Source organism: Burkholderia sp. R-40, assembly GCF_049942845.1.
GTDB lineage: Bacteria > Pseudomonadota > Gammaproteobacteria > Burkholderiales > Burkholderiaceae > Burkholderia > Burkholderia ambifaria.
In genome coordinates this window covers 2,359,728-2,383,839 of the sequence record NZ_CP187968.1, presented here as the reverse complement: position 1 = coordinate 2,383,839, position 24,112 = coordinate 2,359,728, and the positions used below count along the sequence as shown (strand labels likewise).

At 67.9% G+C, this 24,112-nt stretch carries 21 protein-coding genes; 9 read left to right on the top strand and 12 right to left on the bottom strand.

Translation table 11 applies throughout. The features are described from left to right. Positions 1-15 precede the first annotated feature (15 nt). The 6 genes from pgaB (at position 16) to ACP26O_RS27060 (ending at position 8,272) form a co-directional block, all read left to right on the top strand. Positions 16-2,109 carry a poly-beta-1,6-N-acetyl-D-glucosamine N-deacetylase PgaB gene (gene pgaB / locus ACP26O_RS27085; RefSeq protein WP_175662954.1) on the top strand — a complete coding sequence of 698 codons (2,094 nt, stop codon included), beginning with the start codon at positions 16-18 and terminating at the stop codon, positions 2,107-2,109. Next, entirely contained in the window at positions 2,106-3,377 is a 1,272-nt protein-coding gene (pgaC, locus tag ACP26O_RS27080; protein ID WP_175659438.1) for a poly-beta-1,6-N-acetyl-D-glucosamine synthase, read from the top strand. The genes pgaB and pgaC overlap by 4 nt, the downstream gene beginning before the upstream one ends. Next, complete coding sequence (locus ACP26O_RS27075; protein WP_011658536.1) at positions 3,355-3,843, top strand: hypothetical protein; 489 nt, start codon at positions 3,355-3,357, stop codon at positions 3,841-3,843. Before pgaC ends, ACP26O_RS27075 begins: the two co-directional genes overlap by 23 nt. Before the next feature lie 122 nt (positions 3,844-3,965). Continuing rightward, positions 3,966-5,789, top strand: coding sequence for a glutamine--fructose-6-phosphate transaminase (isomerizing) (glmS, locus tag ACP26O_RS27070; protein WP_175662955.1), 1,824 nt, complete (start codon positions 3,966-3,968; stop codon positions 5,787-5,789). Then, positions 5,786-7,087, top strand: coding sequence for a hypothetical protein (locus ACP26O_RS27065; RefSeq protein ID WP_175662956.1), 1,302 nt, complete (start codon positions 5,786-5,788; stop codon positions 7,085-7,087). The genes glmS and ACP26O_RS27065 overlap by 4 nt, the downstream gene beginning before the upstream one ends. 348 nt (positions 7,088-7,435) lie before the next feature. Next, complete coding sequence (locus tag ACP26O_RS27060; protein WP_175662957.1) at positions 7,436-8,272, top strand: c-type cytochrome; 837 nt, start codon at positions 7,436-7,438, stop codon at positions 8,270-8,272. 10 nt (positions 8,273-8,282) lie between these two features. On the opposite strand, the gene ACP26O_RS27055 is transcribed toward ACP26O_RS27060, so the two are convergent. From ACP26O_RS27055 to ACP26O_RS27045, 3 genes are read right to left on the bottom strand one after another with little or no spacing between them, the layout of a single operon-like run. Further along, on the bottom strand, positions 8,283-9,539 hold the full coding sequence (locus ACP26O_RS27055; RefSeq protein ID WP_175662958.1) for a Zn-dependent hydrolase: 1,257 nt from the start codon (positions 9,537-9,539) through the stop codon (positions 8,283-8,285). Continuing rightward, positions 9,532-10,071, bottom strand: a complete 540-nt coding sequence (locus ACP26O_RS27050; protein ID WP_175662959.1) for an L-2-amino-thiazoline-4-carboxylic acid hydrolase — start codon at positions 10,069-10,071, stop codon at positions 9,532-9,534. Before ACP26O_RS27050 ends, ACP26O_RS27055 begins: the two co-directional genes overlap by 8 nt. A gap of 16 nt (positions 10,072-10,087) precedes the next feature. Beyond that, on the bottom strand, positions 10,088-11,254 hold the full coding sequence (locus ACP26O_RS27045) for a branched-chain amino acid ABC transporter substrate-binding protein (protein ID WP_175662960.1): 1,167 nt from the start codon (positions 11,252-11,254) through the stop codon (positions 10,088-10,090). A gap of 177 nt (positions 11,255-11,431) precedes the next feature. On the opposite strand from ACP26O_RS27045, the gene ACP26O_RS27040 reads away from it, so the two are divergent. Beyond that, the gene (locus ACP26O_RS27040) at positions 11,432-12,325 is read left to right on the top strand and encodes a LysR substrate-binding domain-containing protein (RefSeq protein ID WP_175662961.1); all 894 of its coding nucleotides are present in this window, start codon (positions 11,432-11,434) and stop codon (positions 12,323-12,325) included. 88 nt (positions 12,326-12,413) lie between these two features. On the opposite strand, the gene ACP26O_RS27035 is transcribed toward ACP26O_RS27040, so the two are convergent. Genes ACP26O_RS27035 through ACP26O_RS27025 form a run of 3 tightly spaced genes read right to left on the bottom strand, consistent with a single transcriptional unit; the run spans position 12,414 to position 15,466 of the window. Next, a complete protein-coding gene (locus tag ACP26O_RS27035) occupies positions 12,414-13,115 on the bottom strand; it encodes an aspartate/glutamate racemase family protein (RefSeq protein ID WP_175662962.1) in 702 nt (233 codons plus the stop codon). Positions 13,116-13,125: 10 nt separating this feature from the next. Beyond that, complete coding sequence (locus tag ACP26O_RS27030; protein WP_426356341.1) at positions 13,126-14,430, bottom strand: dicarboxylate/amino acid:cation symporter; 1,305 nt, start codon at positions 14,428-14,430, stop codon at positions 13,126-13,128. Between the two features lies 1 nt (position 14,431). Next, entirely contained in the window at positions 14,432-15,466 is a 1,035-nt protein-coding gene (locus ACP26O_RS27025; RefSeq protein WP_175662964.1) for an ABC transporter substrate-binding protein, read from the bottom strand. Between the two features lie 320 nt (positions 15,467-15,786). Here ACP26O_RS27025 and ahpC point away from each other — a divergent pair, with 320 nt between their 5' ends. Both ahpC and ahpF read left to right on the top strand, forming a co-directional pair. Further along, positions 15,787-16,350: an alkyl hydroperoxide reductase subunit C gene (gene ahpC / locus ACP26O_RS27020; RefSeq protein WP_006750178.1), complete on the top strand. Its 564-nt coding sequence runs from the start codon at positions 15,787-15,789 to the stop codon at positions 16,348-16,350. A gap of 124 nt (positions 16,351-16,474) precedes the next feature. Further along, complete coding sequence (ahpF, locus tag ACP26O_RS27015) at positions 16,475-18,073, top strand: alkyl hydroperoxide reductase subunit F (protein ID WP_175662965.1); 1,599 nt, start codon at positions 16,475-16,477, stop codon at positions 18,071-18,073. A gap of 114 nt (positions 18,074-18,187) precedes the next feature. Here the strand turns inward: ahpF and ACP26O_RS27010 are convergent, their stop codons facing one another. From ACP26O_RS27010 to ACP26O_RS26985, 6 genes are all read right to left on the bottom strand, one after another. Next, positions 18,188-19,036 (bottom strand): extensin, encoded by an 849-nt coding sequence (locus ACP26O_RS27010; protein WP_175662966.1) that lies wholly within the window; start codon positions 19,034-19,036, stop codon positions 18,188-18,190. A gap of 181 nt (positions 19,037-19,217) precedes the next feature. Further along, a complete protein-coding gene (lpxO, locus tag ACP26O_RS27005; RefSeq protein ID WP_175662967.1) occupies positions 19,218-20,117 on the bottom strand; it encodes a lipid A hydroxylase LpxO in 900 nt (299 codons plus the stop codon). A gap of 208 nt (positions 20,118-20,325) precedes the next feature. Next, a complete protein-coding gene (locus ACP26O_RS27000) occupies positions 20,326-20,880 on the bottom strand; it encodes a carboxymuconolactone decarboxylase family protein (protein ID WP_175662968.1) in 555 nt (184 codons plus the stop codon). A 25-nt stretch (positions 20,881-20,905) separates the two neighbouring features. After that, a complete protein-coding gene (locus ACP26O_RS26995; RefSeq protein ID WP_175662969.1) occupies positions 20,906-22,240 on the bottom strand; it encodes an aspartate aminotransferase family protein in 1,335 nt (444 codons plus the stop codon). Positions 22,241-22,255: 15 nt separating this feature from the next. Further along, positions 22,256-23,305 (bottom strand): C45 family autoproteolytic acyltransferase/hydolase, encoded by a 1,050-nt coding sequence (locus tag ACP26O_RS26990; protein ID WP_175662970.1) that lies wholly within the window; start codon positions 23,303-23,305, stop codon positions 22,256-22,258. 275 nt (positions 23,306-23,580) lie between these two features. Beyond that, entirely contained in the window at positions 23,581-23,952 is a 372-nt protein-coding gene (locus ACP26O_RS26985) for an MAPEG family protein (RefSeq protein ID WP_175662971.1), read from the bottom strand. Positions 23,953-24,112 lie beyond the last annotated feature (160 nt).

Here is a 24,112-nt window from a genome sequence, read left to right as displayed (position 1 = left end):
CAAGGAGATCGTACGATGCAATCCAGACGGACCTTCATGTGCGGATGCATGGGCGCCTTTACCGCCTGTTCGCTGTTCCCGGGCGTGACCAATGCCAAGATGATCGACCTGCTGCCGCCGTCCGATCCGGCCGACGGCAAGACGTTTCGCGTGATCTGCCTGCATGACGTGCGTGACAACCTGATGGCGTCGTTCACCTCCCCGTCGGCGATGGTCGACCCGTTCGCCGTCGATACCGGCACGCTGACCGCGATCTTCTCGTGGCTGCAGACCAACAACTACCACACCATCACGGTCAAGCAGATCGAGGAGTCGCGGCACGGCGGCAAGCCGCTGCCACCGCGCTCGGTGCTGCTCACGTTCGACGACGGCTTTCGCAGCCACTACACGAAGGTGCTGCCGCTGCTCGAGCGCTTCAAGTATCCGGCCGTGATGGGCATCGTCACCGCGTGGATCGATACACCGCCGGATACGCCGATCCGCATCAGCGACAAGGTGCAGGTGCCGCGCGACTACTTCCTGTCGTGGGACGAGGTGAAGAAGCTCGGCCAGTCGCACCTCGTCGAGCTCGGCTGCCACACCCACAACCTCCATCACGGCGCGATCGCGAATCCGCAAGGCAACGAGTTGCCGGCGACCACCTCGCACCTCTACCTGCAGGACCAGAAGCGCTATGAAACCGACGCCGAATTCGAAGCGCGCGTGCACAACGACCTCCAGACGTGCGTGCGGCAGATCCGCGAACACACCGGCATCGTCGCACGCTCGATGGTGTGGCCATACGGCGCGGAAAACCAGCCCGTGCGCAAGATATCGACGTCGCTCGGCATGGACATCCAGTTCAGCCTCGACGCCGGTCCGAACACGCCGGACGTGCCGCTGGACCGGTTGAGACGGATCCTGATGATGTACGACGTCGACATCGGCGGGTTCGAGCGCTCGATGCGTGAACCGGCATCCAACCGCGGTGACGTCGACGTGCCCGAGCGCACCGTGCAGGTCGATCTCGATCAGGTCTACGATCCGGACCCCGCACGGCAGGAAGCGAATCTCGGCAAGCTGATCGAACGCATCTACCGGATGCAGCCGAAATCGGTGTACCTGCAGGCGTATGCGGATCCGAAAGGCACGGGCGTGGCCGAAGCGGTGTACTTCCCGAACCGGCACCTGCCGATGCGCGCCGACCTGTTCTCGCGCGCCGCGTGGCAGCTCAACACGCGCGCCAACGTGCAGGTGTACGCATGGATGCCGGTGCTCGCGTTCCGGCCGCCGGCCGACAAGCAGCGCGGGATCGAGGCCGTGACCGCCTACGGCGGCGCGCCGGCGCGCGAGAACGGCACGCGCGTGTTCCGGCTGAGCCCGTTCGATCCGGAAGCGCGGCTGATGATCCAGCAGATCTACGAGGATCTCACCAAGCATGCATCGTTCAGCGGCATCCTGTTCAGCGACGACGCCGTGCTCGACGACTACGAGGATGCGGGCAAGCATGCGCTGCGCACCTATTCGCAGTGGGGGCTGCCGGCCGATATCGGGAAGATCCGCGAGAACCCCGACCTGATGAAGCGCTGGACGCGCCAGAAGTCGCGCTACCTGGTCGACCTGACCCGCCAGCTCTCGCAGATCGTGCTCGCCCACCAGAATGCGGGCGACGTGCTGACCGCGCGCAACATCTTCGCGATGCCGGTGCTCAAGCCCGAATCGGAAGCGTGGTACGCGCAGAACTACGACGATTTCCTCGCGACCTACGACTACGTCGCGCTGATGGCGATGCCGTACATGGAACAGGCGAAGGACCCCGAAGGCTGGCTCGACCAGCTCGTGCAGGCCGTCCATGCGAAGCCGCGCGGCCTGGAGCGCACCGTGTTCGAACTGCAGTCGTACGACTGGCGCGCGCGCAAGGCCGTGCCGGCCAGCACGCTGCTCGCACAGATGCGGCGGCTGCGCAGCAAGGGCGCGGTGAATTTCGGCTACTACCCCGACAACTTCCTGAACGGCCAGCCGCAGCTCGAAGCGATGCGCGACGTGATGTCGCTGAAGTCCCGCCTCGACCAGAACTCGATCAACGCGCTGATGCAGATGCAGCACACGCCCGGAACCAAGACGCCATGAACTCCCACAGCATCATCCAGCGCTTGCAGGACTTCGTCTTCTACTATCCGTTCTTCATGTCGTATCTGTGGATGATCGGCGGCGTCGTTCATTACTTCCTGCTTGAGGAGGGCCGCGAGCTGTCGATGCGCACGATCGCGTCGAGCGGCATCCCGAAGATCTCGATCGTCGTGCCGTGCTTCAACGAAGCGGCGAACGCGCGCAGCGTGATCCGGCACCTGAACGCGATGGACTACCCGAACTACGACATCATCGCGGTCAACGACGGCAGCCAGGACCGCACCGGCGAGATCCTCAACGAGCTGGCCGTCGAGATCCCGCGGCTGCTCGTGATCCATCACGCGCGCAACGAGGGCAAGGCGGTCGGGCTCACGACCGCGGCCGCCGTATCGAACGCCGAATACCTGCTCTGCATCGACGGCGACGCGCTGCTCGCGCACGACGCGATCGGCTGGATGCTCGAGCATTTCCTGACCGATCCGGGCGTCGGCGCGGTCACCGGCAACCCGCGCATCCGCACGCGCACGTCGCTGCTCGGGCGCATGCAGGTCGGCGAATTCTCGTCGATCGTCGGGCTGATCAAGCGCACGCAGCAGGTGTACGGCCGCATCTTCACGGTGTCGGGCGTGATCACGATGTTCCGCAAGACCGCGCTCGCGGATGTCGGCTACTGGAGCTCGGACATGCTGACCGAGGACATCGACATCAGCTGGAAGCTGCAATGCCGCGACTGGCGCGTCGTGTACGAGCCGCATGCGCTCAGCTGGATCCTGATGCCCGAGACGGTCCGGGGGCTCTACCGGCAGCGGCTGCGCTGGGCGAAGGGCGGCATCCAGGTGCTGATGAAGTACGCCGGCACGCTCGCGCGGCCGACGCAGATGATGATGTGGCCGCTGTTCATCGAGTACCTGATCGGCATCGCGTGGGCGTACTCGATGTCGTTCATCCTGCTGCTCGCGCTGATCAACGTCGTCTATCCGCTTCCGCCGAGCTGGCATGTATCCGTGGTGCCGCACTGGCACGGGATGCTGCTGGTGGCGACCTGCATCCTGCAGCTGATCATCGGCAGCATGATCGATCGTCGTTACGACGAAAAACTCCTGATGTACTTCCTTGACACCATCTGGTACCCCGTCGCGTTCTGGTTGATCAGCATGATCACCACCGTCGTCGCCCTGCCCGCCGTCGTACTGCGGGGCCGCGGCAAGCGCGCCGTTTGGGTCAGTCCCGACCGAGGCATTCAACATGAAGAACGCGCCGATTATTGACCTTTCCCTGCGCGCCCCGCGCGAACTGATCGCCGAGCGCGGCGGCATCGTCGGACCCGTGCTGGTCGCGTGGTTCCGCCTGATGCGGCCCGCGCTGGTCGGTGGGGTCTGGGCATCGATCTGCATCTATACCTACCGCTACCTGCTGCCGTTCAACGAGGCCGAGATGCCGATCGAACAGATCGTGTTCTACGTGACGAGCATCGCGCTGATCGCCGGCACGATCGTCATGTGGCTGATCGCGGGGCGCGTCGTGCATCCGCTCGCGTACCGGTGGCGCGTGTCGAAGATGTTGCGGCGCTCGGCCAGCGTGAAAGTGCGCTCGGTCGCGCCGACCGCGTTCGCGGGCGCCCGCCGGCGCGGCGCACGACGCACGACGCGCATTCTCGTCGCGTCGCACGACGCGAACGGGTCGATCTCGGGCATCGAATGGGTCGCGCATGCAGGGGCCCAACCGCGCGAATAGGTCCGGGCAGACGTGCCGCGCCGCGCGCGACGCATGCCGCGCGGCGCGACACCGCTCCTGATAGCGTGCTGCCGCGCGTCATGCGCGCCAGCCGGCAACTTCCCTGTTAGACGAGGTGAATCATGTGCGGAATCGTCGGAGCAAGCGGCCTGAAGAATCAGGTGCCGCAACTGGTCAATGCGCTGAGCCGGCTCGAATATCGCGGCTACGATTCGTGCGGCATCGCCGTGCTGCGCGACGGCCACCTGCGCAGCGAACGCACGCTGCGGCGCGTGGCGGACCTGCAGCACCGCGTGCTGACGCTCGGTCTCGAAGCGCAGACCTGCATCGCGCACACGCGCTGGGCGACACACGGCGCGCCGTCGGAAGTCAACGCGCACCCGATCATGTCGGGCGACACGATCGCGGTCGTGCACAACGGGATCATCGAAAACCACGACGCGCTGCGCGCCGAACTGCGGCAGCGCGGCTATACGTTTCGCGGCGAAACCGACACCGAGGTGATCGCGCACCTGATCCACAGCGTCTATCGCGACAACCTGTTCGATGCCGTGATCCGCGCGGTCAAGCGGCTGCACGGCGCGTATGCGATCGCCGTGCTGAGCGCGCGCGAACCGCAGCGGCTCGTCGCCGCGCGCGCCGGCTCGCCGCTCGTGATCGGCATCGGCGCGGACCAGAACTATCTGGCGTCCGACTGCGCGGCGCTCGGCGACCTGACCGACCGCTTCGTCTACCTCGAAGACGGCGACGTCGCGCTGATCACGCCGGAGCGCATCGACGTCGTCGATTCGGTCGGTTGCGAAGCCCGGCGTCCGCTGTGCGAGGTCAAGGCGCGCGACGACGACGCCGCGCTTGGGCCCTATCAGCACTTCATGCAGAAAGAGATCTTCGAGCAGCCGAAGGCGATCGCCAGCACGATCGACGGCATCGACACGATCTCGCCCGCGCTGTTCGGCGGGGAAGCAAGCGCGCGTGCGTTGTTGTCGAAGACCCGCAGCGTGCTGCTGCTCGGCTGCGGCACCAGCTACTACGCGGGCCTGACCGCGAAATACTGGCTCGAGGGCATCGCGGGCATCCCGGCCCAGGTCGAGATCGCGAGCGAATACCGCTATCGCGATACCGTGCCCGATCCACGGACGCTGGTCGTCGGCATCTCGCAGTCCGGCGAGACCGCCGACACGATCGGTGCGCTCGAGCGCGCGCGCGAGATGGGCCAGGACATGTCGATGGCGATCTGCAACGTGGCGACCAGCTCGATCGCGCGCAGCGCGCCGCTCTGCTTCCTGACGCGTGCCGGCATCGAGCTGGGCGTCGCGTCGACCAAGGCGTTCACGACGCAGCTCGTCGCGCTGTTCCTGCTGACGCTGACGCTCGCGCAGCAGCGCGGCCGGCTCGACGCCGCGCAGGTCGCGATGCACCTGAAGAAGCTGCACGAACTGCCGGAGCGCATCGCCCACGCACTCGCGCTGGAAACGCAGATCATGGGCTGGGCCGCGAAGTTCGCGCGCACCGAGAACGCGCTGTTCCTCGGGCGCGGCATTCACTATCCGATCGCGCTGGAAGGCGCGCTGAAGCTCAAGGAAGTGTCGTACATCCATGCGGAGGGCTATCCGGCCGGCGAACTGAAGCATGGCCCGCTCGCGCTCGTCACGAGCGCGATGCCGGTCGTCACGATCGCGCCGGACGACCGTCTGTTCCAGAAGCTGAAGTCCAACATGGCCGAAGTGCGCGCCCGCGGCGGACGGCTGTACGTGCTCGCGGGGCATCAGCTGGAGATCGAAGCCGACCGCGACACGCACCTGATCCGCGTGCGCGAATCGGGCGATGCGTTGTCGCCGATCGTCAACGTGATTCCGTTGCAGCTGCTCGCGTATCACGTCGGTTGCGCGCGCGGCGCCGACGTCGACAAGCCGCGCAACCTCGCGAAATCGGTCACCGTCGAATGAGGGAGCGGCCGGACGTGGCGCATGCGTTCACCCTGCGCGCACGCGCGGCCCGGCGTGCCACCGCGTGGCGCGTCGCGGCGGCTCTGTGCGGCGCGTGCGTTGCCGTCGCGGCGCCGTCGTACACGTGCGCGGGCGCACCGGTCGTGCATACGGTCACCGTGCAGCCACCCACGTCGCCGCAGGAACGCGGTGACGCGCGGCGCTTCATGCACGGGATCGGCGTGGCCGATGCGGGCGACGGCCGACGCTGGGTGTTCTTCAGCAGCTCGGGCATCGCGCCGCGCGGCGCGCTGCGCAACGGCAACTGGCCGCATGACGTGTACGTCGGCGAATGGCTGCCGGGCAAGCCGGGCCTGCTGCGCGTCCATACGTTCATCAGCCGCCCGGAAGCGCAGGAACCGGTATCGATCGCGCAGAACCCGCGCGGCGACATCTTCGTCACGTTCGAGGATGGCTGGGATACGCCGGACACGGTCAGCCAGCGATACGGCATCTACCGGCGCGACCTGAAGCCGGTCAAGCCCTACCCGAACGACGTCGAATCGGGCGGCCACTCGGGGCACGTCGCCGCGGTGGGCGAGCGCTTCGTCGTGTTCTATTCCGCAGACTGGATCGACGGCGGCGGCGTCGACAATCTCGGCACCGGCAACGGCGTCTACGTGAAAACCTACGATGCCGAAGGACGCGTGCTGAACCATGTGCCGGTCGCGCCGCGCCGTCGCGAGTGGTGGCCCATGGTCGCGGGCTCGCCGCGCCGCGCGCTGCTGCTCTGGCAGAAATACATCGAAGGCAGCGCGGACGCGACGCTCGAATACGCGATGTTCGACCCCGTCACGGCCAAGCTCGACAAGCTCGGGGCGCTGAACGACGCGATCCAGTATTACGTGTATTCGTCGGCCTATGTGCCGGCGGTCGACCGCTTCGTCGTCGTCACGACCACCGCCGACAATCGCGGCGTCGCGATGCTGATCGACCCGGACGGCCGGCGCGTCGCGACGCTCGACTGCCTGCCGGCGTCGGTGCGGGAATCCGGGATCGGCGTCGACGGCACGCATGCGTACGTGCCGACCCGCGACGGGCGGCTGCTGACGCTGGCGCTTTCGCCAACGGGCATGTCGGTGAGCGGCGTACAGCGTTCGCCGATTCCGTGGGGCTCGACCGGCATCGCCGGGTTCCCCGCACGCGGCGGGGCGATGCATTTCGTGTCGCTGACACCATCCGGTGCGCGCGAAGCCGATTTCGACTCGGCACGGGACACGCCGTTGCCGAAGGCCGACGTGCAGTGTCCGACTCATTGACGGCGACGCGCGTCGATCATCCGGGTCGACGCGAACCACCGATGCCTTTTGAGTCGGCCGCTTCCTTGTGCGTCGTCGGCACGCCGTTGGTCGCGTAATGATGCGCGTGCTGCGGCACGTCGGCCCGATGCACCGCTGCGCGAATCGCGCGGCGCGATCCCTGCGCATGCATCCGGCGATCGGGTAGCCGGACACGCTGCCGTCGACAGGTCCGATTCCCGCCCCTCGGCTGTCGCGCCGCAGTCGCCAGCGCCGCCCTTACCGGCTAGACTGTCGCCCGATTCCTTCCCTCGGCCGCGGCGCTCGCCTCTCCTGCCGCCGCCGCAACGCCCCTTCCACGGAGTACGAATGCTGAAGCGCCGGTGGTTTTCGCTGTTGCTGCTGATGGTGTGCCTGATCGCCACGCGCGCGTCCGCCCACGGCGCGCTCGAACTCGATACCGACGGCACGCCGCGCGTCCTGACGCGCGAGGCGCTGCTCGCGCGCGCCGATGCGACGGACATCCGCGTGCCGCGCGACATTGCGTACGGCCGGCCGATGACGTTCCGCGCGGTGCCGTTCGCCGCGCTGCTCGGCGACACGCCGACAGCCGCCGACGGCGTGCTCGAAACGCGCGCGGCCGACGGTTTCGCCGCGCAATTGCCGCTGGATCTCGCGCGCCGCCGTGCGCCGGCCGGCGCCGTCGCGTGGCTCGCGATCGAGGATCCCGCGCACCCGTGGCCGACGCTGCCGGGCAAGCAGGTCAGCGCGGGACCGTTTTATCTCGTGTGGCTCGGGCCGGACGCGTCGTCGGTGCGCGGCGAGCAGTGGCCGTATCAGATCGTGCGCATCACGGTCGAATCGTCGCCGCTCGCGCGCTGGCCGTCGCTCGCCGTCGATTCGGCGCTACCGGCGAACGATCCGGCCCGCGCGGGCCAGCGGCTGTTCGTCACGCAATGCCTCGCGTGCCACCGCGTCAACGGCGCGGGCAGCAGCCAGGCCGGCCCCGACCTGAACGCACCGATGAATCCCGTCGACTACTTCCAGCCGGCCGCGCTGCGCCGCTACATCCGCAACCCGGCATCGGTGCGCGACTGGCCGGGCCGCGCGATGCCGGCGTTCCCGCCCGAGCAACTGAGCGACCGGGAACTCGACCAGATCGTCGCCTACCTCGCATACATCGCGCGGCGCAAGGCCGGCAAGTAAGCCGCGCCGGTCAAGCGCCCGCTTCCTGCGCGCTGTGCAGCACCGCGCGCAGCAGCACGTCCGCCCCCGCCGTCGACCATTCGGGCGTGATCGCCTCGGCCTCGTTGTGGCTCAGCCCGTCGACGCACGGCACGAAGATCATGCCGGTCGGCGCGACGCGCGCGACGTAGCACGCGTCGTGGCCCGCGCCGGACACGATGTCCATGTGCGACAGCCCGAGCGCCTGCGCCGCGTCGCGCACCGCGTCGATGCAGCGCGGCGCGAACGGCACCGGCGCATACGTGAAGATCTGCTCGATCTGCGCACCGAGCCCGGCGTCGGTCGCCACGCGCGCGAGTTCCGCACGCAGCGCCGCATCGAGTTCGTCGAGCACCGCATCGTCGGGATGACGAAACTCGACCGTAAAGAAGCAGTTGCCCGGCACCGTGTTGCGCGAATTCGGCCGCGCCTCGATCATCCCGACCGTCGCGCGCGCGTGCGGCGCATGGCGCCGGCCGAGCGCATCGACGAATGCGATCATCCGCGCGGCGCCCACCAGCGTGTCGCGCCGGAATTCCATCGGCGTCGTGCCTGCGTGCGCGTCGACGCCCGTCAGCGTCACCTCGTACCAGCGCTGCCCCTGCCCAGCCGTCACGACGCCGATCGTCTTGCCCGCGCGCTCGAGAATCGCGCCCTGTTCGATATGCAGTTCGTATGCGGCATGCACCGGATAGCCGCCGACGGGTTCGGTGCCCGCATAGCCGATCCGCGCGAGCTCCTCGCCGATCGTCTTGCCGGCGCCGTCGGTGCGCGACAGCCCGTATTCGAGCGGATAGACGCCCGCGAACACGCCGGCCGAGATCATCGCCGGCGCGAAGCGCGAGCCTTCCTCGTTGGTCCAGATCACGACGTCGATCGGGCGTTCGGTCTCGATGCCCGCATCGTTCAGCGCGCGCACGACCTCGAGCCCGCCGAGCACGCCGTAGATGCCGTCGTAGCGGCCGCCGGTCGGCTGCGAGTCGGCGTGCGAGCCCGTCATGACCGGCGCGGCGTCGGGATTGCGGCCCGCGCGGCGCGCGAACACGTTGCCCATCTGGTCGACCCGCACCGTGCAGCCGGCGTCGCGCGCCCACTGCACGAACAGGTCGCGCGACTCGCGGTCGAGATCGGTCAGCGCGAGACGGCAGACGCCGCCCTTCGGCGTCGCGCCGATCTGCGCCATCCGTTCGAGCGATGCCCACAGCCGCGCGCCGTCGACCCGCGGTGCGCGTGCGAAGTCGTCATGCATTGCCGGCCTCCGCTGCGTCGTCGCGCGGTGCGGCCTTTAGCGCATAGCGGAAATCGCAGCGCTTGCCGCCCTGCATGATCGTGCTCGTGCGCGTCAGTGCGATGCGCGGATCGTAACCCTCGATGAAGTAGCTGTCGCGCGCGCAGCTCAGCAGGTGGCCGATCTCGCCGAGCCCCATCGCGTGATACATCTCCGCATAGCTGCAGCGATGCACGTCGTAGTCGTAGTGTGCGTCGTCCGCGCGGCGCACCTCGACGTCGAGCGCGTCGTCCTTCTCCCACAGCACCTGCAGCGCGATGAACGACTGCACGCTCGTGCCGTCGGGCTCCTGCGCGGCGAACGTGCGGCCCGCGTCGACGGCCGCGCCGCGCACGGCTTCCGCGATCACGGCCTGCGCGCGCTCGGTGCCGAATTCGCGCTTCATGATCTCGTAGATCGGCTTGATGATTTCCGCTTCGATGCGGCGCCGCGCGAGGATGCCGAGGCGCGTGTCCTCGGGTGCCGCCGCGGCTGCGTGGGTCTGGTCGGTCATGGGAACGTCTCCGTCGTTATTTCGTTGCGGGGCGCGCGCCGCCGAGCACGTCGACGACGGTCCACTTGCCGCCGCGTACCTGGTAGATCGTGAACGCCGGGTCCTTCAGGTTGCCTTGCTGATCGAACGCGACCCGGCCGGTCACGCCGGCCCGGTCGATCGCGCGCACGGCCGCGACCACCTTCGCGGGCTGCGTCGTGCCGGCCTTCTGGGTGGCCGCGATCAACGTGGCGGCCGCGTCGTACGCGAACGGCGCATGCAGCTCGATCGGCGCGTGCCAGCGTGCGCGATATTGCGCGTCGAACGCGTTGCCGCCCGGCATCCGGTCGAGCGGCAGGCCCGGCTCGAGCGCCGTCACGCCTTCGCCGTCCTTGCCCGCGAGCGACAGGAAGGTCTGGCTCACGAAACCGCCGGCGCCGAGCAGCGGCGCGTTCACGCCGAGCTGGCGCATCCGGCGCGCGATCGGCGCGGCCTGCGCGTCGAGCCCGCCGAAGAACACGAGATCCGCGCGCTTGCCCTTGATCGCGGTCAGCACGCCGCTGAAGTCGGTTGTCTTGTCGTTCACGTACTGGCGATCGACGATCGTGCCGCCGTTCGCCTGCACGCCCTTGATGAACTGATCGGCCAGCCCCGCGCCGAACGACGTGCGATCGTCGATCACCGCGATGCGCTTCGCCTTCAGGGTCTTCACCGCATACGCGCCGGTGAAATTGCCGCCCGCATCGTCGTGACCCATGATGCGGAACGCGGTTGCGTAGCCCTGCTGCGTGTATTGGTGGCCGGTGGAGGCCGGCGCGATCTGCGCAATGCCCGCATCGCGATAGACGCGCGACGCCGGCACGCTGCAGCCCGTATTCCAGTGACCGACGACGCCGATCACGTGCTGGTCGACCAGTTGCTGCGCGACCGCGACGGCCGTGCGCGGGTCGGATTGATCGTCGGCCGCGATGAGCTTGTAGACGACCGGCTTGCCGCCGATGCTCGGATGCTTCGCGTTCGCGTCGTCGATCGCGAGCTGCGCGCCGTTCTGGAGATCCTTGCCGATGCGCGCGGACGGGCCGGTGAGCGGCGCGGCGAGGCCGATCAGGATCGTCTGCGGCGCGGATTGCGCGAAGGCGGGAACGGCTGCGATCAGCGCGGCCGCGGAGAAGGCGAGACGGGCGGGAAGAAAGGCGATTTTCATGTGCGGGGATCAGTGATTCGGATCAAAACATGAAAAATATTAAAGATTCGACATCCACACCCCAAATACTCAATTGTTGGATGCTTATGCCATTCCCGACACAATAGCGTAAACACCTGTAAATACAGCGTATTTTCAGATTGTCGCTTACCCTGATTTTTCGATAAAATTCGATACATGAAAAATATCGAACAATTGCCGCACGATCCCCCGCTGCGCGCCGTCCGCGCGTTCGAGGCATTCGCGCGTCTCGGCTCGGTCACCGCGGCCGCGCACGAGCTCGACATCACGCCGTCCGCGGTCAGCCACCAGTTGCAACTGCTCGAAGCGTTCATCCAGACGCCGCTGACCGTGCGCGAAGGCAGGCTGCTCGCGCTCACCGACGAGGGGCGCGACTATTACCGCTCGATCAGCGCCGCGTTCTCGGTGCTGCGCAGCGCGACGCGCTTCGTGCGCGACCGCTCGTCGCTGCGGCAGATCACAATCAGCCTGATTCCGCTGCTCGGCATCGGCTGGTTCATTCCGCGGCTGCACGCGTTCCTCGCCGACAACACCGACGTCGACGTGACCGTGCTGTACGCCCATCACCGCAACTACCGAAGCGACGCGTCGGACCTGTCGATCCGCTTCGGCACCGGCGACTGGCCCGGCTACCGCTGCGAGCGGCTGCTGCCGGGCGCGATGGTGCCGATGTGCAGCCCGTCGTTCCTGAAGCGTCACGGGCCGTTCCGCACGCCGGCCGATCTCGCGCGGGCGCCGCTCGTGCACGACGAGGATCGCAGCACCTGGGTCAACTGGCTGCAGGGCGCCGGCGTGCGGCACGTGTCGCATGCGGTGGGGCCGATGTTCGAGGACGGGCAACTGACGCTGAGCGCGGCGCGCGCGGATCTCGGCGCGGCGCTGCTGCGCGCGCCGCTGGTCGAGCGGGAACTGGCGAGCGGCGAACTCGTGCAGCTGTTCGATCACGCGCTCGACGACGGGCGCGACTACTACCTGTGCACGCGCGAGGATGCGGACATGCCGGACGGCGCGAGACGGCTTGCCGACTGGCTGAGGAAAATCGCCGGCTGAGCGGCCGGTCCGCCGCCTGCCGGCCGAGCATCGCCGCACGCGTGGCCCGCGCGAGCGGCGTCCGTCACGCATGCCGGAGAGCCGCGCGTCACACTGCCCGCCCCCAGCCGCGCTCGGCCGCATAAGCGACCGTCGCCCGCGCCAGCTCCTGCGTGCTGTCGATCAACGCGAACGGCGCATCGCGCAACGCACGCGCGGCGAGCGGAATTTCCGTGCAGCCCATCACCGCGACGCCCACGTCCCGCCGCGCGAGCGTCGCGAGCGCGCGCGACAGGCGCCGCACCGACGCATCGATCTTCCCCGCCTTGACGGCCGCGATGCACGCGGCGATATCACGCTGCGCGGCCACGGCCGGCATCACCGGCTCGAAGCCGCGCGCACGCAGCGCCGCCTGATAGAAGCCCGACACCAGCGTGCCGCCCGTGGCGAGCACCGCGACGCGCCGCACGCCGGCCGGCACCGCGGCCACCGACGCATCGACGATATGCAGCACCGGCGCCGCGCTGCGCTCGCGCAGCGGCGCATACCAGTGATGCGCCGAATTGCACGGGATCGCGATCACGTCGACACCGCAGCGGTTCAGCAGCGCGACGCCGTCGAGCAGCGCCGGCAGCGGATCGGCGCCGCCGTCGAGGATCGCGCGCGAGCGATCGGGCGTCCGCGTCAGGTTCGCGACGATCATCGGCAGGTGCTCCTGGTCGCAGCGCGCGCGCGTCAGGCGAATCACGCGATGCATGAAGTCGACCGTGGCCAGCGGCCCCATTCCGCCCAATACCCCGACAAGCGCCATGATGTCTCCTTCACGCGCGCGGCGGCCGCGCGCAGATCGCGGATACGACGGCCGAGTTGCCGATCACCAGCAACAGCGTGCGCAACATCTCGCAGAACGGATCGACCGCCGCGAACAGCACGAACGCGGCCTCGAACGGCAGGTGCAGCGCCGCGCAGACCATCCCGGCGAGCGACACCGTCACGACCCCCGACGTGCCCGTCGACGCGAATCCGGCCAGCACCGACGCGACCAGCACGACGCACAGCTCGCCGGGGCCGAGCGCGCGTTCGTAGAGTTGCGCGACGAACAGCGTCGCGCTCGCGTAATAGACCATCGGCCCGACGCGCAGCAGCGACACGGCGAGCGGCACGACCAGCTCGACGCGCGCGCGGGCAAAGCCGAAGCCGTCGGCCAGGCACTCGATCATGCTCGGCATGCAGGCGACGCTGCTGCGCGTGGCGAGCGCCATCGCGAACGGCGTGCGCAAGCCGGCGAGCGTGTCGGCCAGCGTCGCGCCCGAGCGCTTCCAGATCACGGCAATCGCCGCCGCGATCAGCACGAGGGTGACGACCACGAACGCCATGACGAAGCGGAACATCGCCTCGAGCGGCCCGAACCCGGACGTGCCGATCTGCGCGGCGCCGCCGCAGAACAGCACGATCGGCGTCGGATACGCGAGCCAGTGCATGATCTTCTGGCACGTGAAATACACGGTCTCCAGCGTCTGGCTCAGCGCCGCCGAGATGCTCGCCGGCACGCGCCCCGACGCGAAGCCGAAGAACAGCGAGAACACCAGCGCCTTCAGCGTGTCGCCGCTCGCGAGCGCCGCGAAGAAGTTGCCCGGCACCAGCGCGATCAGCATGTCGGCGAGGCCCGACGACTTCTCCGCGGGATCGGTGCCGTACAGCGTCATCACGGTGTCGCTCGCCGCGCCGTCGCTGCCGACCAGCGCGCCGAACGCCTTCAGCGTCGCGTTCGACAGGTGCTCGCCCGGGCGCATCGCGACCAGCACGACCGCGCCGACCACCACGACGAACACCGACACGCAGCCGAAGATCGCGATCACGCGCATCACGAGATCCGATGCGCTGCCCTCGCGCAGCAACCGCTGCAGGCTGAAGATCACGGCGGCCGTCATGAACGGCAGCGCCGTCATCTTGAGCAGGCCGACGTACACCTCGCCCACGTAGTCGAACTGCGGCGCGGCGGCCGGCCACAGCATGCCCGCGACGATCCCGAGCGCGAGGCTGCCGAATACCGTCAACGGATGGATCGCGAACGCATGCAGCCGCTCGATGCGTGGCCTGATCCGGCGGGTCTCGTTCATGTTCATTTCAGTGGCCCATCGCATCGAGCAGGGATTTCACGTCGAGCCGCTTGTTGCGCTCGGCCAGGAACTGGTTGACGAACGCGAGCAGCGTCGGCGCGGACACCGGCACGCCGACGGCGAGCGCGTCGGTCAGGTCGTCGAAGGTCGCGACGCGCAGCCGGATCGGTGCGCTCGGGTCGTCCTGCATCACGAGCTTGATCGCGAGCTCGTCGCGATACACGGCCGTCACCGCGCCGGCGTTCAGCGCGTCGAGCGTCGCCGGCCAGCTCGGATAGGTGCGCACCTGCGCGGCCGGGAAGTCGTTGCGCACGTATTCGGCGTAGGCCGAGCGCGCGACGACGCCGATCGTGCCGCGATAGTCGCGCACGACTTCCGGCAGCGGCCGCCCTTTCGCGAGTTCCGCGAAGCTGACGCGGTTGATCAGCAGCGCGCGCCGCAGGCTGATGTACGGCGTGCTGAAGCTGACCACCTGCGCCCGCGGCAACGTGCGCGACAGCTTGCTGATCGCGACGTCGGCCTGCCCGGTCGCGAGCAGGTGAACGACGTCGTCGAAGGTGCGCGCGTCGCGGTCGAACTGCACGGCCACGCCGAGCTTTTTCGCGAGCTCGTCGGCGAGGTCGATGTCGACGCCCGCCAATGCCCCGTTGCGCGACCAGAAGAACGGCGGCTGGTCGACGCCGAGCACCGCGACGACGAGCGTGCCGCGCGTGACGATGCGCGCGAACTCTGGCGCGAGCAGCCGGCCGTCGGGTAGCGGTACGAGGCCGGTGGCGGTGACGGTGGTGGCGGGCGCGGTCGTAGTGGCGGGCGCGGTCGTGGTGGCGGGCGTGGCCGTCGCGGCCGTCACCGCCGTCGGGGCCGTCGGGGCCGTCGCCGCCGGGGCGGTTGCATCGAGGGCCAGCGCCGGTGCGCCGCACGACACGGCGATGAATGCGCAGGCCGCGCTGCGCCAGTGACGAAGCAGGCATCGGCGCACGAGCAAGATGTCGCGGCACCACGCAAGCAGCGCGCGCGCGGCGCGTCCGGAAAAGAGGTTCATGGCGCAGGTTGACGATGAGTGTCGAACGACCGCGCAGCCGTTCGTGCCGAACGGGTGCCGGGCCCTGGCGCGAAGCGCGTGGCCGTGGGTCGGCGCCGCACGCTCCCGCCCACCCAATGTGTCAGAAGCGCCCCCCGGCCGAAATCCGCCGGAAGGCCCGGCCCGGATGTCACGGGCCGTCCGGACGGCCCGCCGCAACGGGGGCCGGAAGCAGATAGGAATTCCCGATGCCGAGGATTGAAACAAGCAATTTCACAAACTCGGGGTCAACCCGGATACTGGGAACACTTCATCAACACCACCCCAAAGGAACTCGCAAGATGCCGATCATCAACACCCAAATCAAGCCGTTCAAGGCAACCGCATACCACAACGGCGACTTCGTGCCCGTGACCGAAGAGAACTTCAAGGGCAAGTGGTCCGTCGTCGTGTTCTACCCGGCCGACTTCACGTTCGTCTGCCCGACCGAGCTGGGCGACCTCGCCGACCGCTACGCGGAATTCCAGAAGCTGGGTGTCGAAATCTACGGCGTGTCGACCGATACGCACTTCACGCACAAGGCATGGCACGACACGTCGGACACGATCGGCAAGATCAAGTACCCGATGATCGGCGACCCGACGCTCACGCTGTCGCGCAACTTCGACGTGCTGATCGAGGAAGAAGGGATGGCCCTGCGCGGCACGTTCGTGATCAACCCGGAAGGCGAGATCAAGCTGTGCGAAATCCACGACAACGGCATCGGCCGCGACGCAGGCGAACTGCTGCGCAAGGTGCAGGCCGCGCAATACATCGCGGCGCACCCGGGTGAAGTGTGCCCGGCCAAGTGGACGCCGGGTGCGGAAACGCTGACCCCGTCGCTCGACCTGATCGGCAAGATCTGACGCTCACTGCGCGCGCCTCGCCCGAGGCGCGCGAGCGACGCGTCGCGGGCCGCCCCATGCGGCCCGCACCCTCCTCCGGCACGACGTGCCCGACCAGAATTATCAATACGGAATCCGAAACGCCATGCTCGACGCCAATCTCAAGAATCAACTGAAAGCGTACCTCGAAAAGATCACGCGCCCGATCGAACTCGTCGCGTCGCTCGACGACAGCGCGAAGTCGCAGGAACTGCTTGCGCTGCTCAACGAGATTGGTTCGCTGACGTCGCGCGTGACCGTGACCGAACGCCGCGACGACGCCGAGCGCAAGCCGTCGTTCTCGATCGGAGAACCCGGCAAGCCGGCGGGCATCCGCTTCGCCGGCATCCCGATGGGCCATGAATTCACGTCGCTCGTGCTCGCGCTGCTGCAAACGGGCGGCCATCCGATCAAGCTCGACGACGACGTGATCGAACAGATTCGCGCGCTCGACGGCGACTACGCGTTCGAAACGTATTTCTCGCTGTCGTGCCAGAACTGCCCGGAAGTCGTGCAGGCGCTGAACGTGATGTCGCTGATCAACCCGCGCATCCGCCACGTCGCGATCGACGGCGCGCTGTTCCAGAACGAAGTCGAGGCGCGCCAGATCATGGCCGTGCCGACGATGTTCCTGAACGGCGAATCGTTCGGCCAGGGCCGCAGCAGCGTGAAGGAAATCCTCGCGAAGCTCGACACGGGTGCTGGCGCCCGCGCCGCGAAGTCGCTCGAGAACAAGCCGGTGTTCGACACGTTGATCGTCGGCGGCGGCCCGGCCGGTGCGGCCGCCGCGATCTACTCGGCGCGCAAGGGCATCGCGACGGGTGTGGTGGCCGAGCGCTTCGGCGGGCAGGTGCTCGACACGATGGCGATCGAGAACTTCGTGTCGGTGCAGGAAACCGAAGGGCCGAAGTTCGCCACCGCGCTCGAGCAGCACGTGAAGCAGTACGACGTCGACATCATGGACGTGCAGCGCGCCGACGCGTTGATTCCGGGCGACGTGCACCAGATCCGCCTCGCGAACGGCGCGGTGCTGAAGGCGAAGACGATCATCCTGGCAACCGGCGCGCGCTGGCGCGAAATCAACGTGCCGGGCGAGCGCGAATACCGCAACCGCGGTGTCGCGTACTGCCCGCACTGCGACGGCCCGCTGTTCAAGGGCAAGCGCGTCGCGGTGGTCGGCGGCGGCAACTCGGGCGTCGAGGCCGCGATCGACCTGGCCGGCATCGTGAAGGAAGTCACGCTGCTCGAATACGGCGCGCAACTGCGCGCGGACGAGGTGCTGCAACGCAAGCTGCGCAGCCTGCCGAACGTGACGATCGTCACGCAGGCGCAGACGACCGAACTGACCGGCGACGGCAGCAAGCTGAACGGGCTCGTCTACAAGGATTTGCGTTCGGGTGAAGCGAAGCGCGTCGATCTCGAAGGCGTGTTCGTGCAGATCGGCCTCGTGCCGAACACCGAATGGCTGAAGGGCACGATCGAGCTGTCGAAGCACGGCGAGATCGTCGTCGATGCACGCGGCGCGACGTCGGTGCCCGGCGTGTTCGCGGCCGGCGACGTGACGACGGTGCCGTTCAAGCAGATCGTGATCGCGGTCGGCGAAGGCGCGAAGGCGTCGCTCGGCGCGTTCGACCACCTGATCCGGCAGGACGTGACGCCGGCCACGGCCGACGCGCCGCAGGCCGAAGAAGCGATCGCCGCGTAACGCGCGACGCACCGCCCGGATTCGTCTCTCTTGGCCCCGCATGCCCTGGTCGGCGTGCGGGGTCTTTTTTCATCCGGCGTCGTGCGGCGCGGTGCGAGCGCGCCGGCACCGTTCTCACTGGGCCGCGGCGGGCGCGGCACTCGCCGATGCGGGCGCCTTGAAGCTGCTCGACTGCCTGACCAGTTGCTCGGTCATCGCGGCGGCAACCGCATTCCCGCCGGCCGACGGACGTGCGCGATCGGCGCTCGGCGTCGCCACGTATTGCGGCGGCGGCAACGACGGATCGAGCTTCGCCGATTCATGCACGAGCGCGGCGGTTTCAGGCGTTTCGGATTTCGTGCCGGACGGTGCTGCCGCGTGCCGTTCGAGCCCGTCGCGCTTGCGCTCCGCGCGTTGAGCCGGCTGTGCTTGCTGACTCGGGCGGCTCGCCTGCGCTGCCTGGACTGGCGGTGCGGATTGCACGGATTGCACGGGTTGCGCCGGTCGTGCCGCTTGTGGCGGTTGCGCGGCTTGTATCGGGGCCTGCGGCGTGGCGGGCGCAGGCTTTGCCGTCGCTGGGGTCGAATCCTCCGGCTCGACCGTTACGACGTGAACGGTCGGCGGCGGCGCGGTCGGTTTCGCGGGGGGCGCCTGCCCGGCGATCACCGGCACGACGGCGGTGGATGGCGGCGCCGCATTCGCGCGGGCGGGAGCCGCGGCCGGCGGCGGTACGGCCGCGCGTTGCGGCACGGCGTCGTCGACGTGCGTGGACGGCACCGCCACCGCCGCCGGCGGTGCGATCGTGCCTTGTGCGGTATGGTCGCCGTTCGCCGCGGGCACCGCGGCGGCAGGCGCTGCGGCATCGCCGATGCCGGCCTCCGCTATCGCGCGGTGGTCGTCGCGCAACAGCATCACGTAGCCGCTGCCTGCCGCAGCCACCAGCAGTCCGCCGACGATCATCAAAGTCTTTCGGGTCCTTCTCATGCTTGCTCACCGATCTTATCGACGTGAACGAGCCATCATACGCGTGGGTTCGCGGCAGATCCCGCATGAATACATTTGGTTGCATTGATGCGGGCGCAGCGCGGGCGCAGCGCCGGCGGGGCCCGACCGACGCGGCCCCGCCCTATCCTCAGACGGTTCGACACCCCCTGCTCGCGCCCCATCAGAGGCAGAAGATCGCGACCGCGATCCCGCCGAACAGCGCCCACTTGACGACGTAGTACACGGTGCGATTCCACGCCTTGAGCCGCTTGCCGGCGCGGCGAATCGCATACAGGTACTTGAATGCATGATTGAGGCCGCCGGTGCGGTCGCCCGTTTCGTTCGGCGACGCGGCCGCGCGCATCAGCAGTTGGCCGAACGCATCGTTGACGCGCTGCGCCCAGCGATATTTCATCGGCCGGTCGATGTCGCAGAACAGGATCACGCGATCGTGCGCGGTGCGATTCTCGGCCCAGTGCAGATAGGTTTCGTCGAACATCACGGCCTCGCCGTCGCGCCATGCATACGACTCGCCGTCGACGACGATCCGGCACGCGTCGTCATTCGGCGTGTCGAGCCCGAGGTGGTAGCGCAGCGAGCCCGCATACGGATCGCGATGCAGCCCGAGCTTGCCGCCCGGCGGCAGCTGCGCGAACATCGCGGCCTTGATCGACGGAATCCGCGACAGGATCTCGACCGTGCGCGGACACAACGCCTGTGCGGACGGATGCGGCGCGTCGTACCACTTCAGGTAGAAGCGCTTCCAGCCGTTGCGAAAGAACGAATTGAAGCCGATGTCGTTGTACTCGCCCGACGCCTTGATCCGGCTGGCATCGCGCAACGCGAGCGCTTCCTCGCGGAAGGTCCGCCATTCGCGCTGCAGCACCGCGAGTTCCGGAAAGTGCCGTGGGTCGAGAAACGGCGTGGTCGGCACCGCGGACAACGCGTATGAAAAGCAGTTCAACGGCGCGGTGAAGGTCGAGTGATCGGATAGTTGCCTGAACAACCTGTGCCGAACCTTGCCGCGCCGGTGCGTATGAATCACACACGCAATGAACACGATCAACAGGACCCACCGCATCGATACATCCCCCGTAAGCGTTTTGCAGAAATTCTAGGTACGGGGAAAATTTTCTGCGCTGACGCGCAGGCGCTACGATGTGCATCAGCAAGACGCGGCGAGGATGTCGATCGCATCACGCCAAAACGCCGAAAAGCCCGTGCTGACGGGCTTTTCGGCGGTCTCGGAACGCGCGCGCGGCATCTGCCGACGCACGCGCATGCGTCGATTATTCCGGAAACGGCAAATCAGTTTGTCCGTCTGCGCGCATACCGAACGTGTTGAGCGTCATCGCGACGAGCGCGTAATAGCCGAGCAGCGCGACGAGGTTGACGACGGTCTCGTGGCCGAAACGCGCCTGCGCACGCGCGAACGTCGCATCGCTCACGCGTTGCGTGTCGTACAGCTCGGTCGCGAATGCATGGATCAGCGCATCGTCGTCCGATTCGAACGCCGGTGTGACGCCGCGCCGGATCGCGTCGGCCGTCGCGGCCGGCACGCCGGCATCGAGCGCGATCGGATAGTGGATGTGCCACTCGGCCTGCGAGCGCCAGCGCGCGGCGGTCACGAGAATCGCGAGTTCCGACAGGCGCAGCGGCAGGCCCGTGCGATAACGGCAGAACGCGCCGAGCCGCTGCGCGTGCTGGGCGAGCTCGGGGCTCGCGATCCAGCCGAGGAACGGCCCGTTCAGGTTGCCGCGCGGGCCGCTGAGGATGTCGGCCAGCACGGCCTTCTGTTCTTCGGTGGCCGATGCGGGATCGAAGGGAGGCAGTCTGTCTGTCATGGTCGGGACTCGGTGAGGTCGTGGTTCACGCGCCGGCCGATGCGAGCGCCGCATCGATCGCGCCGGACAGCCGTTCGACAATGGTATCGATCTGCTGCGCAGTGCAGACGAACGGCGGAGCGACCAGGATGTGATCGCCGTTCACGCCGTCGATCGTGCCGCCCATCGGATACACCATCAGGCCGCGCTGCATCGCCTCGCGCTTGACCGCCGCATGCAGCTTCAGCGCGGGATCGAACGCCGCCTTGCTGTCGCGATCACGGACGAGCTCGACGCCGACGAACAGCCCGCGGCCGCGCACGTCGCCGACATGCGGATGCGCACCGTAATGCGCGCGCAGCGACGCACGCAGTTGCTCGCCGCGCGCCTTCACGTTGTCGAGCAGCTTCTCTTCGGCGATCACGCGCTGCACCTCGAGCGCGGCCGCGCAGGCCGTCGCGTGGCCGAGATACGTGTGCCCGTGCTGGAAGAACCCCGAGCCGTCGACGATCGTCCGGTAGATGCGGTCGCTCACCAGCGTCGCGCCGATCGGCTGGTAACCCGCACCGAGCCCTTTCGCGATCGTCAGCAGATCGGGCGCGACTTCGTCCTCGTCGCAGGCGAACAGATAACCGGTGCGCCCCATCCCCGACATGATTTCATCGAGAATCAGCAGCACGCCGTACTTGTCGCACACCGCGCGAATCTTCTTCAGGTAAGTACGCACCGGCGGCACCGCGCCGGCCGTCGCGCCGACCACCGTTTCCGCGACGAACGCCGCGACGTTTTCCGCGCCGAGTTCGACGATCTTCTGCTCGAGCTCGTCGGCCAGGCGCTGCGCATACGCTTCGTCGGTTTCTCCCGCGTGCTGGTCGCGATACGCATAGCATGGGCTCACGTGGTGCGCTTCGATCAGCAGCGGCAGGAACGGCTCGCGCCGCCATGCGTTGCCGCCGATCGCGAGCGCGCCGAGCGTGTTGCCGTGATAGCTCTGGCGGCGGGCGATGAAGTGACGGCGCTGCGGCTCGCCCTTCTCGACGAAATACTGGCGCGCGAGCTTCAACGCGGCTTCGATCGCCTCGGACCCACCCGACACGAAATACACGTGTTCGAGACCGGCCGGCGCTGCCTCGACGAGCCGGTCGGCCAGTTCCTCGGCCACGTCGGTCGTGAAGAACGACGTATGCGCGTACGGCAGTTGCTGCACCTGCCGCTTGATCGCGTCGATCACGCGCTGGTTGCTGTGGCCGAGACACGAAACGGCCGCGCCGCCGCACGCGTCGATGTAGCGTTTGCCAGTCGAATCGATGATCTCGATGCCGTCGCCTGCGACGGCGACGGGCAAGGTGGCGCGTGGAGCGCGATGAAAAACGGTCGTCATGCGTTGCCTCATGGATCAGGACGCGCTGCGCGCGTGCGCGGACGGCACGATGCGCGTCGCGAAGCGCTGCGTGCCGTGTTGATGGATGGTGACGTCGATCACTGCGTCGCGAATGGCGAACACCGCGGTCGCCAGCGTGTTCTCGTCGTCGGGATCGGTCGGATCGTCGCGATAGATCGGCAGCCCTTCCGGTGCGCGATCGCCGAGCACGCGCAGCAGCGCGGCTTCGTCGATTGTGTCGATGCCCGGTGTCAGCGCATCGACGCGGCGCTGGCGATCGCCGGACGATTGCGTGACGATCTGCGCTTCAGCTTCGCAGCCGGGATGCACGAGATGGTTGGCATGGCCAGCAAGCCGCGCGACGTCGACCACCGAGCACCGCGCGACGCTCGCCTCGATGCTCAGCAGCCGCGCATCGCCGGTCGCGCCGAGCGTGTGGTGAAAGCCGCTCGCACGCGCATGCGTGCGCAGCACGTCGGCGGCCGCATCGAGCGACGTCGCGTCGAGCACCGCGCGCGCGAGGATCATCCGCGGCACGCCGGCCGTCGGCGTCAGGATGCGCAGGTTGTTGATCGCCTGCGCGATGCCCGCGCGGTTCGCGGCGAACGTATGCCCGGGCAGCGAGCCCGGGTAATAGAAGCTGATGAAGCCCGGCTTGCCCTGCGGCTGCACGTCGACCAGCAGGCAACGCTCGCGCAGGTACGGATCGCCGTCCTCGTTGTGCGCGATCCAGCGCGTGCCGTGCGCATCGCGCGCGGCGAGTGTCGTGCAGCCGTCGGGCGCGTTGTGGATCAGTTCGCCGCGGCAATTCCACAGGAAGATGTCCTCGGCCGGCCAGCCGACGCCCGCCGCGATCCCGTCCAGTTCCGCGACGAGATCGGGGTATGCGGCCAGCGCCGCCTGCCGCAGCGCGGCGACGAACGGATGGCCGCGCCAGCGGCGCACGGCCTGCCATGCGCCGCTCTGCTGCATGTACGTATCGAACACGGGGCGGGCAAGCTCGCCGAGGCGCACGCCGATGTCGAACGGCGCGCCGGCGATGACGGGGGAAAGGGAAAGCGGCATGTTGCGTGGTTCGGTTTGGTTCAGGACACGTGGTTCAGGAATGCTTTGTTCGCCGCATGATCGGGCGATGTAAGCGGCCGGCTGTCGAGGGAAAGACGAGGTCGGCCCGCACCGCAACATGCGATGTTTAATTAAACATTAACGCAACATGTGTTGTCAATGCGGGTACTACGACAACAACATGCTGAACGGTCAACGCATCGAGAGAAACCCCGCGCCGGCCGGGGGGATAAATCGGAGAAAACGAGGCGCGAGCTCCGCCCTTCACGCCGCCGTCACGGCGCCGCGAAGAACAGCGCGACGACGCACACCATTCCGCCGAACCACACGAGCGAGCGCAGCGCCGCCCAGTTCAGCAGGTACATCAGCGTGTAGGCGACGCGGATCGCGACGAACCCCATCGCGATCTGGTCGACGTGGTGCTCATTCGCGCCGTTGTGCCAGGCGACCACCAGCGCGGCGGTGAACAGTGCAAGCGCTTCCCACGCATTCTGGTGGGCGGCCTGCGCCCGTGCGCGCCATCCTTCGAGCTTCGCCAGGTACTCGCGCGGCGTGTGATTGTCGTAGCCCTTGCGGGCCTTCGCGAGGAACGTCAGCGGGAACGGCAACAGCGCGACGATGAACAGGCACAGCTGGGACGTGGTCATCCAGGTCTCCTCCTTTATGGTTACATTGATCAATGACAGGGTCGCGCAGAGCTTAGCATCGGGCGGTGCTGTTCAGGCACCGGTTTTCTAGACGGGAGACTCGGCCGTGCGCGGTGCTGAGGCCCGTGGCAGCACACATCCGGCGCAAAAAATTCCACCA